The sequence below is a fragment of the Alteromonas sp. BZK5 genome (genome assembly GCF_014349115.1).
GTDB classification, from domain to species: Bacteria; Pseudomonadota; Gammaproteobacteria; order Enterobacterales; family Alteromonadaceae; genus Alteromonas; species Alteromonas macleodii.
Map to the genome: position 1 here is coordinate 1 of NZ_JACSOE010000084.1, position 14,033 is coordinate 14,033.

At 46.1% G+C, this 14,033-nt stretch carries 13 protein-coding genes and 1 tRNA gene; 4 read left to right on the top strand and 10 right to left on the bottom strand.

Annotated elements, in window-relative coordinates:
* A partial coding sequence (locus BIZ39_RS17640) for a hypothetical protein (protein WP_187447601.1) occupies nt 1-350 on the top strand: 350 nt, incomplete at its 5' end.
* Nucleotides 351-437: 87 nt separating this feature from the next.
* Here the strand turns inward: BIZ39_RS17640 and BIZ39_RS17645 are convergent.
* The 8 genes from BIZ39_RS17645 to BIZ39_RS17680 all read right to left on the bottom strand — a co-directional run bounded on the left by BIZ39_RS17645 (nt 438) and on the right by BIZ39_RS17680 (nt 8,937).
* Nucleotides 438-524, bottom strand: a tRNA-Leu gene (locus BIZ39_RS17645).
* 326 nt (nt 525-850) lie between these two features.
* Nucleotides 851-1,948: a HupE/UreJ family protein gene (locus tag BIZ39_RS17650; protein ID WP_187447602.1), complete on the bottom strand. Its 1,098-nt coding sequence runs from the start codon at nt 1,946-1,948 to the stop codon at nt 851-853.
* Between the two features lie 28 nt (nt 1,949-1,976).
* Nucleotides 1,977-3,047, bottom strand: coding sequence for a hypothetical protein (locus BIZ39_RS17655; RefSeq protein ID WP_187447603.1), 1,071 nt, complete (start codon nt 3,045-3,047; stop codon nt 1,977-1,979).
* Between the two features lie 62 nt (nt 3,048-3,109).
* Complete coding sequence (locus BIZ39_RS17660; protein ID WP_155661545.1) at nt 3,110-3,688, bottom strand: Ig-like domain-containing protein; 579 nt, start codon at nt 3,686-3,688, stop codon at nt 3,110-3,112.
* 8 nt (nt 3,689-3,696) lie between these two features.
* Complete coding sequence (locus BIZ39_RS17665) at nt 3,697-5,289, bottom strand: DUF4331 domain-containing protein (protein WP_187447604.1); 1,593 nt, start codon at nt 5,287-5,289, stop codon at nt 3,697-3,699.
* Nucleotides 5,290-5,442: 153 nt separating this feature from the next.
* A complete protein-coding gene (locus BIZ39_RS17670; RefSeq protein WP_187447605.1) occupies nt 5,443-6,180 on the bottom strand; it encodes an anti-sigma factor domain-containing protein in 738 nt (245 codons plus the stop codon).
* Nucleotides 6,177-6,710, bottom strand: coding sequence for a sigma-70 family RNA polymerase sigma factor (locus BIZ39_RS17675; RefSeq protein WP_014977297.1), 534 nt, complete (start codon nt 6,708-6,710; stop codon nt 6,177-6,179). The genes BIZ39_RS17670 and BIZ39_RS17675 overlap by 4 nt, the downstream gene beginning before the upstream one ends.
* A gap of 151 nt (nt 6,711-6,861) precedes the next feature.
* On the bottom strand, nt 6,862-8,937 hold the full coding sequence (locus BIZ39_RS17680; protein WP_187447608.1) for a TonB-dependent receptor: 2,076 nt from the start codon (nt 8,935-8,937) through the stop codon (nt 6,862-6,864).
* Nucleotides 8,938-9,112: 175 nt separating this feature from the next.
* Here BIZ39_RS17680 and BIZ39_RS17685 point away from each other — a divergent pair, with 175 nt between their 5' ends.
* Entirely contained in the window at nt 9,113-9,697 is a 585-nt protein-coding gene (locus BIZ39_RS17685) for an RDD family protein (protein ID WP_187447606.1), read from the top strand.
* Nucleotides 9,698-9,796: 99 nt separating this feature from the next.
* Here the strand turns inward: BIZ39_RS17685 and lptG are convergent, their stop codons facing one another.
* Together lptG and lptF are read right to left on the bottom strand one after the other, a co-directional pair.
* Nucleotides 9,797-10,858 (bottom strand): LPS export ABC transporter permease LptG, encoded by a 1,062-nt coding sequence (gene lptG / locus BIZ39_RS17690; RefSeq protein WP_168463472.1) that lies wholly within the window; start codon nt 10,856-10,858, stop codon nt 9,797-9,799.
* Entirely contained in the window at nt 10,859-11,959 is a 1,101-nt protein-coding gene (gene lptF / locus BIZ39_RS17695; RefSeq protein WP_049588260.1) for an LPS export ABC transporter permease LptF, read from the bottom strand.
* 263 nt (nt 11,960-12,222) lie between these two features.
* On the opposite strand from lptF, the gene pepA reads away from it, so the two are divergent.
* The gene (pepA, locus tag BIZ39_RS17700) at nt 12,223-13,728 is read left to right on the top strand and encodes a leucyl aminopeptidase (protein WP_014950602.1); all 1,506 of its coding nucleotides are present in this window, start codon (nt 12,223-12,225) and stop codon (nt 13,726-13,728) included.
* Between the two features lie 6 nt (nt 13,729-13,734).
* Nucleotides 13,735-14,033, top strand: a 299-nt coding sequence (locus BIZ39_RS17705) for a DNA polymerase III subunit chi (protein ID WP_187447607.1), incomplete at its 3' end; no start/stop codon positions are given.

Here is a 14,033-nt window from a genome sequence, read left to right on the forward strand (position 1 = left end):
ATGCTGAACTTAACAAAAGCAATGGCCACATTAGCAGAGTTAAAAGTTTTATTGATAGCGGATGTAGAATAATCAGCTTCATGGTGGTTATCTTTTTAGCTTTCGGTTTGGTCTATGGAGCTTTTCTTGGATTAACAGGAAATAGCATTAAGGAAGTCGGCCAGAACTGGGCAATGTTACTTTCGGTCGGAATAGCAACTACCATAAACTTCATCGGTAGCATTTGGGGAGTGAATCTTAAGACTATTTATCAGTATATATGGAGAAAATTAAGTGACTATATCTCTAAGTGGCTTTTTCGAGAAGATTTTGAAAAGGTCGAGCCAGTTTTTACTGGTGATGAAAATTAACACATATTGAAGTTTCGAATCCGCACAAAAAAACCGACTCAAAGGTCGGTTTATTCAAGCTGGTCGCTTTGCAAAGAATTCGAAATATGGTACCAGAGGCCGGACTTGAACCGGCACGCTATTTCTAGCAACGGATTTTGAATCCGTCATGTCTACCAATTTCATCACTCTGGCATCAAATTTTAATATTTGCGAGGTTTAAAAACTTTGCAAATCTTTGCAAGCATATTTTAGCTTGTTTTAGTCAAAAGGCGCTTACCTTTCAATGACTTGCCTTAGCTTGATTGTTAGACACTATCAGTTTTGAATCCGTCATGTCTACCAATTCCATCACACTGGCATTGTGTATGGTTATCAACGTGGTGTTGATGCATGGCATTATAGCGATGCGGCGCGCCTATACAACAACTTTTTAAGCTTTTTGTGATTAAGTGCCGAAAGATTGTTCAAAAGCGTATTTTGCTTTATCTATTTCTTATTAATCAACAGAACGCACACTTTTACCAACGCTGAAGCGTCCAATTAATCGCTACTACCGCGATTACTGACGATGCAATTGGCATTATGGCTTTTGAATATAACCTTACGTTTCTAAGTAGGATGAGTAAGGGCAATAGCAGCGTAACTATGGCAAGTTGACCCAGCTCTACCCCTATATTAAAAGCGAATACATTCATTACCAAGCTGCCCGACTGGGCGTTAAGGTCGCCAAACACGCTCGCAAATCCCATTCCATGGAGTAGGCCGAACCCAAAGGTAATAAATCCTAAACGCATGATGATAGGGTACACATTGTTAAGCGCAGTTATAGCCACTGATATAGCAATGCCTAGCTCAACAAAACGGCTATCTAGCGTAATAAAATCCAGTGCTGTGGCAGTTAATGTAATCGAGTGCGCTAACGTAAACGTGCTTACCAATATCACCGTGCTTTTTATAATGTGCTTTTTGCTTTGCTCTTTCACCCAGCTCTTATTTTCCCTGTAAAGATTAACGGTGAGCAACGTAGCAACCAAAAACAGTATATGGTCTAGTCCAATGAAAATGTGCCAAACTCCCTGATAAACCATCTCCCCAAACTGCGAAATCCAGCTGTTTCCTGTAGCAGTAGCAGTGATAAAAGAGCGTTCATCGCTTAGTACATAAACACTTGTGTGATCGTTTAACGTTACCGTTGTGAGTAGCTTGTGGGTGGGAAAATCGCTAACTATGCCAGTGTATTGTATCGATACTTCGTTTAAATATACGCAGTTTACCGACAGCGGGTATACCAGTAATGACTCTGCAGATATATCTCGTATAGAAGGGGGAGCAATACTAACCGAACATCGCGTTTCGCTATCTCGAATCACAAGGTGGTTTTGGATATAGTCGTTCGCCATGGTGTGGTTTCTGTTGACTTCACCCCAGATCAAGTTACCGTCATTATTACTATCTAGCCCTGCTGCTTGCCCTATATCTTCAGGCTTTAGCAAGAGCTCGCCAGACAAAGTGTTATTTGAATCGTTTTTAAGCGTTAAATAGCCGTTGCTCAGTTCGTGGGAATGCGTGAAAACGCTGAAGGCGGCAAAGATGAAAAGTGTGATAAATCTAATCATGACTCGTTTACTGAAGGGCGGGAGAACTTTAAGCATTGGTCGATACTTCATTAGCACGGCGAGCGCGCTCTAGGAGGTTTTTGTCATCCAATGACTGTGCGTATTGCCAGTTAATTTCGGCAAATTTAAGCGCCAGTGGGTAATTGGGCTCAATCTCTAAAAAGTAAGTGGCGACCTGTGCGGCGTGAGAACTGTCTTCTCGCCATACTCGAATTTCCATGTTCTTAGCAAGTTGAGCTTGCACTTCAGAGCGCACGATACCTTGCGCTCGTTCCGCAATAGCCCATTTAAGTAGTAAGCCATCGTCGGCTGTCAATATATCGGGTACGGAGTTGCTAAACCCAGAACTCACTGCCTTATAGTTATTCAACGCAAAATGTGCGTCGGCCCAAACTAACATTGCGCTTATAGGTAGCTTTTCGAATTCTGTTTGTGACAAATGCTCAAGCGCGGCTTCAGCGTTACCAAGTTGAAGCGACATGTCTGCAAGTACTTCATAAAACCACTGGCGCTCCGCAGGCCTTGCTTTACTAGTGTAGGTCTCAAAAGCGCTAAGTTTTTTTAGGAATTTCACATCTCTATTTTGTGAAAAATCAGCATTTACCATGCACGTGAAAGCAATTAAAAAGCTTGTTTGCCCTACCAGCTTTTCGCAGTTTTCTTTTGCTTTTTTTGCGTTACCCTGCTGCATATTTATATCTGCCAACAGTAATTGTGCAGCTGGAGAGCGTAAGTGCGCTATTTGATTAAGATGTTGCTTGGCTTGTTCAAACTTATGAATACCTTGTAGTAGTCGAGCCTCTAGAATAACTAAACGCTCTTTTTGGCCAGCACTCAATGAATCGAGTTTTTGTCGCATTATGTTAGTGAATCTTACAATACGCTCCCGCTCATCGCCTTTTGCTTGAAGGTATCTACTTGAAGACAAAATTTCTTCCGCTTCATTGAAACTTGCTATAGATAGCTGTTGAGGCTGCCACGTTGCGATGACGGTATCAAAGTTGAGCGTTTCGGGCTGGGCATAAACCGAACAGGTTGCTATGGCGGAAAAAACGCTCGCTACAGCGAATTTAAGACTCCAGCACTTTATAATCTTCATCAGAACTTCCTTTATAAAAGCCGTCCCTGGCTTTACGGTTGACACTGTGTGCTCACCGTTCGTTATTGACCAATCAATAAATCATCGAACGTGGTGTCGTCAGCATCTTGAGTGAACTCGCGGCCGTTAATTGGCAGAGGTTCATCGGTTGGTGCTTGGTTAAAGGCATCACGGGTATAGCTAGAAAACGATACCTGCTGTGCCTCAATCGTAACGCTAACGGCGGCCGTAACCTCTGGGTTAACACCGTCAGAAACGGTGAATGTGAAGCTATCGCTACCCGTTACCTGAGCGTTAGGTGTGTAGGTAAAGCTGCCATCAGCATTAACTTCTGCATTACCTAACGTACCGTTTTCACCAAGCCCGAAGGTAAGTGGATCACCATCGGCATCGGTTGCTGTCAACGTGCCATCAATCGCAATGTCTGCCTGCGTCGTCAGCATTTCATCAACGGCAACCGGCGCTGCATTTTCTTCTGGCGCTTGATAGTCGTTATCGTCATCACTATCGAAACAACCAGATAGCGCTAGCACTAATCCAGAAATGATCCACACTCTATGTTTCTGCAAAGGTGCTTGAGCCGACTTCGCGAATGAGGATGTATTCAGATTCTTGTTAAATAACCTAATCTTAGACATGATGGATCTCCTTATTCAGAGCCAGCAAGTGGTGTTTTTAGGTACGGAAATGATGAATCAATCATGCTTGCATCAACAGGCGCACCATCAGTGAAAGGTACATTACCCACGCTGGCGTCCTCTGGTGTACAAAGGCCAAGATCTGTATCTTCACCTGCTACGGGGATGGGATAGCACAAGCGGCCCATAACTACGCGAAGGGCAATATCAACCACGTCATCACCCGGGCGACGACCGTTCGGGAATCCTGCTAAGTCATCGCCAGCCACACCAAATGCTGACTGAGATTCGGTTGGCGTTGCTGGGATCCCTGTGTTTAGGCGCAGCATTTCTGATGCTGTTACAGTTGCTTGCTGGTTAACGCCTGGGAAACCTGTAAGGAACGCTGTCACTAAGTCCATACGCGGGAAGTTAGTCGGCGCAAGGGTCTCAATATCCGTACCCAGTGTAGTATTCACTGCATCCTTAAACAGAATGTTCAGTAGTTCTGGCAATGAAGGGTGAGTTACATAATCAGCGAATTGACCGTCTGCACTTGGGTGAGAAGTAGAGAATTTGTCTTTATCGCCAATACCAATAACAAGCTCATTCACTAGTGGGCTACCTAAACGAGACACCTGAGTCATTGCACCGCCGTTGGTTTCAGGTTTCGCAAAAGTGGCATCTGGGTTTAGGATACGCGCCTGCGGTAAACTTGCCGTCGTCCAGCTACCAATTACGCCATTACCTTCACCGGTAATACACGCTTTGGGTACTTCGATAGATAACGCTGTCACGTTTTTATCGGCTAAGTCATCATTCATGGCACTTTGCGTAATACCGCCAGGAAAACCTTCACCATCGCCTGCGCCCGGTGCGCTGTCGCCCTCAACAGGTACATAATTTACCAAGTCGAATGTTTTGCCCAAGTTAACAACGAAGGGGTCTTTACGCTGACCAACAAACACTTTGGCCATGTCATCGCATCCAGGGATACTGAACGAATAAATGAAGCTTTCAGCATAGCGTGCGTATTCCGCTTCACTGGTAAAAGTTTTATTACCAATGTAATCAAGCGGCTTTTTAAACATATCGCCCATGGCGGGAGTAAGAGCAGTGCGCGTGCCTGTCTGCATGTCGCCACTTACCATAGTAAGGCTGTACATTTCTGAGAAGTTTGCTGCGCTTGAATCGTCTGCGCTGATACCGCCTACATTTTTAAGCGGTACTTTCACCATTTTCTGTTCGCCTTCAGGGCCTATAGGCAAGGCGATACCTTCGTTATCGGCAGCAAGCATATTGTTAAACTTAAAAACAAAGCTTAAGTCTTCAACCGCGTCGCCATCGCTATCAATATGAATCGCGTAGTGCGCATTCGGGTCCATTGCAAAGTAGTTAGGGCCACCATAGGCATCTTGCAGTGGAATATAATTTGCTATGAAAGTCACATAATCTTCACGGCCTTGTTCATAGCTATTGAAAGCATAAAAGTCGGTGCTATCTAACGCTGGGTGGCGAGTGATATTAGGTGCTTCTCGGTGACTTGACGCTATTGCGCCAGCAGTTACGGCTGCACATGTCACGGCGACAGCCAGTGACAAAGTTTTGCGTTTGAATTGGATCATGTCGAGTCTCTCTGCTTTTTTATGAGTTCAAGAGACCAAACGACTGAGGTTTCACCTTAGATGCAAAAATATTTAAAAAATTAAAATAAAGTTTTTATAAAAAGTAAAAGGCCACGTTTCGTGGCCTTTTGGTGTGCTGCTTTGTGCGTAAAATTACACGGAAACAATCGGCGCTATATATAGCACTTCCGTTGGTGCGCCTGTTACCGAGCCGCCTGGTGCTTCTAAGCTCACTGCTAACGCTGCGATACTTTGATCTAGCAAGATATCTGGTGTCGCGCGCGTGTCGCCATTAACTTCAGGCATCAAGCCGAGAGAAATTGGTGCTTCGCCGTTTGCCGGCACCATCCAAAGCTCATAGTCTTTGTCTGCTAACGCCACAAATGCATCGGTGACCTTAACAACCATGGTTGTGTCAGAAACTTCTATTACCCACAATGGCGTGTTATCAGCATTATTGACTACGGCAATATGGGAAACCTCTGGGGTAGGCACAGGTTGCATCAGGAAAAGCAATACAGCTAACACCAATGCAGCAGCTGTGGATATGAACGATAAGTTCTTCCAGCGTTTCTGCTTTTCTTTTTCAAGATCAACTACATTGTCGCTACTGGGTATACTATTAGTAGTCTGACCGACAAACTCTGTATCATTGGCCGCTTTGTGGCCAAGCTTCACTTGTATGCTCTCCCACACGCTGTCAGGTGGTGTCACCGGAGGCAAGGTTTCAGCAAATCCAGTAAGGTATTGCTCCCATTGTGCGGTTGCATCGCTAACAGCCTGATACTGCATCATTAACTTTTGATAGCGCGTACGCGCTTTGCCGCGCAGCGTTCCAACTACATATTCAGCGGCGAGGGCGTTTAATCGCTCTTCTTTTAAATAATTCATAGTGATAGGCACCTCTGCAAGCTTTGCAAGCCTCGTCTTATCCAGCTTTTAATGGTTCCAAGTGGTGACGCCAAGTGAGTTACCACCTCTTGATGCGACATACCATTCACATAGGCTAAATGGATAGCCTGACGCTGCGGTCCATCAAGTTCATCTAAACAAGAGGCCAATTTTGCTTGCTCTGCCTCTAACTTTATTGATTGCGTGGTTTCCATACCTGACGGTGCGTCATCATTTAATTCGACTTCATTTCTTACGTTGTGATAGCGGATTAAATCGAGCGCACGATAGCGAGCTATACTGACCATCCAGGTAAGTACCGTACCTTTGCCTCGTTGATAATTACCGGCGTTATGCCAAATTTTTATATAGGCGTCTTGTGTGGCTTCGTCAGCGAGTTCAGGGCGTTTCAAAAGCCTTAAAGCAACAGCGTAGAGCTGTGGACTGGTTATCTTATAAAGCTCTGCGAACGCTTTTTTGTCGCCGTCTGCGGTTTTACACAGCAGAGGAAACAGAGTTTCGTGTTCCATTGTTGCTCCTATTTTTATCGTTGTAGCGCGGCCATTTGTTTATTGCTCTAACTATTTGGCGGCTACTTCTTAAAGTAGCATGTTTTATATACAACTGCCTGAATGGTTACCTAATCAATAGACAGACCCCAAACAGTAAAGCGTTTATGTATTAATACTTTACTGAAAAGGTAAGGCGAACATTTCTTGGCTCTACAGGGTGATAATGCAAATCCTCAATCCCTTCCTCTGGCTCTCCGGGCAGCCTAGATGCGTAAAAATAATCAATATCGTGATCGTCACTGTCTAGGGCATTGAGTACTTCTAACGTTACGTCCCAAGTTGGCTGGCGATAGGCAACTTGAGCATTCACTAAAAATGTTGACGGCGGTGAAATTTCATCGAAGCTTTCTACGGTGCGAGCACTTAAGTAGCGGCTTCGTAAGGTATAGCTGAACCCTAGTTGGTTACTTCTTTGATAGTAGGTTAGCCCTGCACTCACCACACCTGGCACGGTGCCATCGATGTGGCGACCTTCGCCTTCAACGCTGTCGCTAAATCGGGCTTTGGTCCACGCAGCTTCAATGTCTGTTGTTAGGTGATGGCTTATCCAGTAGTAGGCACTCACTTCAATGCCGTGCCTCTCGGAGGGGCGACTGGCTTCAGTAAAGCCTGCATCACCAACATATACCAGCTCGCTATCAAGCTCTAGGCGCCACAAGGCAGCAGACAGGTTATAGGTTTTGTTATCGGTATAGTTAACGCCCGCTTCATAGCCAAGGCTCTTTACTAACAAGGGAGCAGCTTCGGTGGCGTCACCACTTACCGGGTCTATGCTAATTGTTGCTCCTCGCGCATCGTTAGAGTGAAAGCCCTGCCCAATGTTGGCAAATGCGGTGAGTTGGTCTGATACACCGTACTTCAAGCCTGCTTTAAGGGTAAATAAACCGTCACTTTCGCTACCTGAATTGGCCCCAAGACTGCTGGTAACGTCCACATCTAAGTAATCGTATCGACCACCTAATGACAGGCTTAGTGCGTCGCTTAATACGATGTTTGATTGAGCAAAAAGTGCATAGCTGTTGCTGTTAATCTCGTCTTCTCGGATAGTGCCAAAGCGGGTTAAGTTTTGGGTGCGATACAAACCCACGTTTTCAATATCGTCGAAACGCCACTGGCCGCCTAAGGTAATACTGCTTCCATCCGTAAGCGCCAAGGGAAGGGTAGTGAATATTTCACCACCGTAAATTTTTCGGTCGTCGGCCTGTTCGAATTGATCGCCTGTCTCTGGGTTATCAAGAAAGTAAGTAAAATTTGAAAAAAGGCTTAGCGTTGTATCTATGGCATACAGTGAGGCATTCCATGTATCACTCGTATAGTTTGCGGAGAGACTATAGCGAGACGAATCACCGCCAACTTGGGTGTCGATAGAGCCAAGACGGTCTATTAAGCCGCTTTCAATAGCGCGCTCAGGTACCTGGTCAGCACCGTTCCAGCTATTATCGTAGGCCATTCCTGTAATGGTGAGTTGGCCGTCTAACAAAGGCGTAATATAACGAATATGGGCGTTTTTCTTTTTTACATCTTCGTCAACGTCAGTCCACGGGCCGTCATAGGTTTGATATTCCAGCGCTGTAACAACGCGGCTCTCTCCTGCTTCAAAGTGATTTAATGCAACAGCGCGCTTGAACCCATATTCTCCTAAGCCTAAGAACAACTGGTTTTGCTCAAGTGAATCTCTTAAATTGAAGAACGCCCCGCCAGCGCTAGAAAAATCGCCGATGTTGGCATAATAGGTGCCTTTGAAGTAGCTTAGATTGTCGATAAATTCGGGGATAATAAAGTTAAGGTCACTGTAGCCTTGGCCATGTCCGTGGCTTCGCATGTTCACTGGCATACCGTCTACACTCACCGTGAAATCAGTGCCATGGTCTAGGTTAAATCCACGCAAAAAGTACTGGTTGGCTTTTCCCGAACCGCTGTGTTGGGTCACCATCATGCCTGGGATGAATTCGAGTATTTCACCGGCGCGCAACATTGGGCGTTCAATCAAGGTGTCACCAGACACCCATCCCTGCGAAGCCGAGATAAACTCTCCGTCTTTTACAGATGAGTCACCACGTACTCGAATATGCTCAATATCACCTTCGGGGTCGTCTAACGCCATTGCAGCGCCCATACCAAGCGAAAATGAGCTAGCGAGAAGTGTTGTTACCAGAGTTTTTGCTGTCACCGTATTTACGTCCATTATCCGTTTGTAATAGCAATAACGATTAACAATGGTTAATGGATGCAAAAAGGTGGAAATCATTTTTCTTTGCCTATTGCATTATTAAATGCCGTTAACTAAGGCTTATGTTGTTTAAGCTATCTGGTGCTTGTGTCAAAATAAACGCTGTTGTTAATGAAGTGAAGAGAAGCCCGTGGCGAGACACGACAGAAAAGCCAAGAAGAAGTCCCCATCATCAAACCCTCTAAAAACGAAGGATGATAAAAACGCGCCCAACTCAGAATCAGACAGTTCATCGCTTGAGCGGGCGGGGTTTGTGCGACGATTGTTGGCAATGATTTACGATACACTAGTAGCCACTGCCGTAGGGATGTGTGCGGCCATGGTCATGATCGTAACGCTGGTGGTTATGCTGAAAAATGGCGCGCTTGACCTACAAGGCTATGCTGAACCTGCCGATCTGATTCAGGCCTCTTTTGGTTATAAGCTGCTTATTCAAACGTGGGTGGGCTTGTGGATAGCTGGGTTTTTCTTGTGGTTCTGGCGCAGGGGCGGGCAAACCCTAGGCATGCGTGCATGGCGTTTGCGAATTTACAGCACGGTTGAAGAGCCAATGACCTGGCCGCGCTTGTTCATTCGCCTTATAGCATCGCTAGGAGGTCTAGGCACCTTACTTGTCTTGTTTGATTTTAAAAATAAACAATCACTGCAAGACCGACTGGCAAAGACTGAAGTGTTGAAGCTGACCAAAGAAGCGAACGACCACAAGAGCTGGTAAAGGTGCTTTGTAAGGCGCAAAAAAGTCACAAAAAAAGAGGCTGTAAGGCCTCTTTTTTATTAGTTTTGACTATTGAATTAGATGAATGCTGATAGGTGATCAACGCCTCAACATTACCCCTGCAATGGCCGCGAACAGCAAGCTTGGTAGCAGAGCCCCTAAGAACGGAGGCAGTTGATAAACTAAACTCACTGGACCAAATACTTCATTGAGAATAAAGAAACCGAAGCCTGTCAGTACGCCCATGATCACGCGTGCGCCCATTGTAACGCTACGCAGCGGGCCAAAGATGAACGACAATGCCATTAACAGCATTACGCCTACCGAAATAGGTTGGAATACCTTGCGCCACAAGGCGAGTTGATAACGAGAAGGGTCTTGGTCGTTGTTGTCTAGGTAGTTCACGTAATCCAGCAGCCCAGTAATAGATAAAGCCTCTGGCTTAACCGCAACAATGCCTAGTTTGTCTGGTGTCAGTGTTGAATTCCAACGCATGCGGTTATTTTCATCTACCGTAACATTCGTTTCAGTAAACTTGGTTACTTCAACGTCGCTTAGCCACCAACCGTCGCCGTCGAAGGCCCCATTTTTAGCGTGAGTAATGCTCTCTAGCGACAAGTCAGGGTTAAAGCTAAATATGCTCACATCTTTGAGAGAGTCTTGGCTTAACACCTGACCTATGCTTACAAATCGGTCGCCATCCTTTGCCCACACCAGCTTATCGGAAGAAAATAAACTACCGCCTGAAATGGCTTCAGTTCTTATCTGTTTTGCCTTGGTTTCACTGTACGGGGTGACCCACTCGCCAACGGCCATCACTAATAAGATCATTACAAGGGTCGACTTCATGGCTGAGTTTATGATGTTCCAGCGGCTCATACCTGCGGCCTGCATCACTACCAATTCGCTATTGCTAGCCAGTACGCCCATGCCAATAAGGCCGCCCAGCAATGTTGCCATAGGGAAGAACTGCTCTAAGTCGCGAGGCAAGCTTAGCAATACGTAGATAAAAGCGACCAGCATGTCATAGTCGCCTTCGCCAATTTTTCGCAGCTGTTCTACAAATTTAATAAGCGCGCTTAAGCCAATTAGTACACTAAGCGTAACGGTAATAGTGCCTAACAGCGTACGGGCGATATATAAATCGAGGATCTTAAACATCTACTTTTTCCCCAATATCCAAGCGCGAAGCTCAGTGCCGGTTTTTCTGTCTCGCACAATCAACATGACACCAATAATCAGCATGATGGTATGCACCCACCATAAGCCAAGCTGAGGTGGCATTTTGCCGTCTTCTAACACTCGTCTACTCGCAAGCAGCAGCAAGAAGTATCCCAAGTAAAGCAGGATGGCAGGGAACATTTTACCAAAGCGCCCCTGACGCGGGTCGACTGCGCTTAGCGGCACAGCAATTAGTACTAAAAACGGAATGGAAAGCGGTATGGCAATACGCCACTGAAGTTCTGCTCTAGCTTCAATACTGTCGTCTTCCCACAGTTCGTTAGTAGGCAGTACGCTTACCTTACGACGAGTTTCGTCGGCAGGTTTATCGGCAATCTGAATTTGGTATTCGTCAAATTCTACTTTGCGGAAAGCCTTTTCAGATTGCTTTCCTTCGTACTGTACCCCTTCTTTCAACACAAGGTTTCGCGTGCCGTCAGGGTTATTGGCCACTTCACCAGTTTGTGCATAAACAACGCGCACGTCGCCTTCGCTATCGTCCGTTTGATTTTGCGATAAAAACACACGTTGTAGCTTATCGTTGTTGTCTACATCGTGAACAAAAATAACCGCTTTTTCGTTACCGGTTTGCTGGAATCTACCTGGCATTAACGCTGATATTCCCGCCTCATTTCTGGCTTTTTCTCGCAGCTGATATTCGTTCTCTGCAGCCATTGGCGCGAAATAAAGGGTAATTGCGCCTGTGACGATCATGATAAGTACAGACAAGAACAGCATTACCCGCGTTACATACCATTCACTGATACCACAGGCTCGCATTACGGTCATTTCACTGTCTACATACAGCCTGCCATGTGCCAGCATAATGCCCAAATAGGCGCTGATAGGCAGCACTAGTGAAGAGAGGATAGGGGCATATAAACCTAGGAAGCCAAGCACTAGCCCAGCGGGAATATCACCGTCTGAGGCGTCGCCCAAAACGCGCACAAATCGCAAGGTGACAAAAATTGCCATTAGGATAAAGAAAATCGCTAACTGAGATTTCAGCGTTTCCTTAAGTAAATAGCGGAATATCAGCATCTCAGCCCTTCCGGAAAATTAGGAATTTTAGTGAAAGAAAGCACAATTTTGTTTAAACTTACCGTTTTTACAAGTTTTGCCTGCAATCATAAACCGTTTGCATGGTGTTTTGACGCAAATTTAACCTATATTCAATAGGTCTTTAAGCGTAAATTGCAGCGAACTAAAAAGTTATGCTGCGTATTAAAACATAAAGCAGCGCGAAACGTTACGTGATTTTAGTCATCGTGCAAACCATAAACGACGAAAAGCGAGGTGATATCGTGGAGTTTAGTGTAAAAAGTGGCAGTCCTGAAAAGCAACGCAGCGCATGTATTGTTGTGGGTGTCTTCGAGCCGCGCCGCCTAACGGCAGTGGCTGAACAGCTAGACGAAATCAGTGAAGGTTATATCAGCAACTTGTTACGCCGTGGCGACCTTGAAGGTAAAGCCGGCCAAATGTTGTTGCTACACAATGTGCCAAATGTACTAAGCGAGCGCGTGCTTCTAGTCGGTTGTGGTAAAGAGCGCGAATTAGACGAGCGTCAGTACAAAAACATTATTGCCAAAACCATTCAAACATTGAATGAAACAGGCTCAATGGAAGCGGTATGTTTCCTTACCGAACTTCACGTTAAAGGTCGCGATACCTACTGGAAAGTACGTCAGGCAGTAGAAGCAACTGAAGACACGCTTTACACCTTTATGCAGCTTAAAACCAAGAAAGGCGAACCACGTCGCCCACTGCGTAAAATTGTATTTAACGTACCAACACGCCGTGAACTTACTGTGGGTGAACGTGCAGTTGAACACGGTTTAGCGGTTGCTCGCGGTGCGAAAGTGACCAAAGACGTGGCTAACATGCCGCCAAACATCTGTAACCCAGCGTATCTGTGGCAGCAAGCGCAGGAGCTTGCCAGCCAGTACGACAGCGTAACCGCTGAAGTCGTTGATGAAACCCAAATGGCCGAGCTTGGTATGCAAGCGTATTTGGCTGTTGGCCGTGGTTCAGACAACGAAAGTATGATGAGTATTATGCATCATCGCGGTGGCCCAGCTGATCAAGCCCCAATTGTACTTGTAGGTAAAGGCCTTACGTTCGATTCAGGCGGCATTTCAATTAAGCCAGGCGAAGCCATGGATGAAATGAAGTACGACATGGGTGGTGCTGCTGGCGTACTTGGTACTATGCACACTATCGCGGCGCTGAATCTGCCCATTAACGTTATTGGCGTATTGGCAGGCTGTGAAAACATGCCAGATGGCAAAGCGTACCGTCCGGGTGACATACTAACGACCATGTCAGGTCAAACCGTTGAAGTACTAAACACTGATGCCGAAGGCCGTTTGGTACTGTGCGACGCGTTAACCTATGTAGAGCGCTTCGACCCAGAGCTAGTGATTGACGTAGCCACGCTAACTGGTGCAGCGATTATCGCACTTGGTCACCATGCGACAGCTGTAATGAGCACGCACAACCCACTTGCTCACGAACTACTTAATGCATCAGAGCAAAGCTCAGATCGCGCATGGCGTTTGCCGCTGTGGGACGATTACCAAGAGCAGCTTGAAAGCCCGTTTGCCGACATGACCAACCTTGGTGGTCGCCCAGCAGGCTCAATTACCGCAGGTTGTTTCTTGTCGCGCTTCACTAAGAAGTACAACTGGGCTCACCTTGATATTGCCGGTACGGCATGGCGCAGTGGTAAGAACAAAGGCGCAACTGGCCGTCCAGTACCCATGCTTTCTCAGTTCCTAATGAACCGCGCTGATATCAAGTTAGAGGACTAATCATTTATGCCACAAGTGATATTTTATCAACTTACCAGCAGTGACAATGGTGTGGCAGGCCGCGCCAGTGAAGTCATTGCCTCAGCGTTTGCTAATAAGCAAAAAATTAGCGTGCTGTGTGATACACAGGCGCAGGCTGAAGAAGTTGATGAATTGTTGTGGCAGCTGCCGGCTGACCGCTTTGTTCCCCATAACCTTTACGGTGAAGGGCCGCAATCGGGAACGCCGGTGGAAATTTGTTGGCGGCCAGAGCAGGTAGCCCGACGACAAATGGTGGTTAATGTGGGGTCCGGTATGGTGCCTTC

Excerpts from the sequence above, each read along its gene's own strand:
- lptG (WP_168463472.1), bottom strand. The coding sequence starts at position 10,858 with ATGTTTAAGATCCTCGATTTATATATCGCCCGTACGCTGTTAGGCACT.
- BIZ39_RS17680 (WP_187447608.1), bottom strand. The coding sequence starts at position 8,937 with ATGGACGTAAATACGGTGACAGCAAAAACTCTGGTAACAACACTTCTC.
- BIZ39_RS17670 (WP_187447605.1), bottom strand. The coding sequence starts at position 6,180 with ATGAATTATTTAAAAGAAGAGCGATTAAACGCCCTCGCCGCTGAATAT.
- BIZ39_RS17665 (WP_187447604.1), bottom strand. The coding sequence starts at position 5,289 with ATGATCCAATTCAAACGCAAAACTTTGTCACTGGCTGTCGCCGTGACA.
- BIZ39_RS17675 (WP_014977297.1), bottom strand. The coding sequence starts at position 6,710 with ATGGAACACGAAACTCTGTTTCCTCTGCTGTGTAAAACCGCAGACGGC.
- BIZ39_RS17650 (WP_187447602.1), bottom strand. The coding sequence starts at position 1,948 with ATGATTAGATTTATCACACTTTTCATCTTTGCCGCCTTCAGCGTTTTC.
- lptF (WP_049588260.1), bottom strand. The coding sequence starts at position 11,959 with ATGCTGATATTCCGCTATTTACTTAAGGAAACGCTGAAATCTCAGTTA.
- BIZ39_RS17655 (WP_187447603.1), bottom strand. The coding sequence starts at position 3,047 with ATGAAGATTATAAAGTGCTGGAGTCTTAAATTCGCTGTAGCGAGCGTT.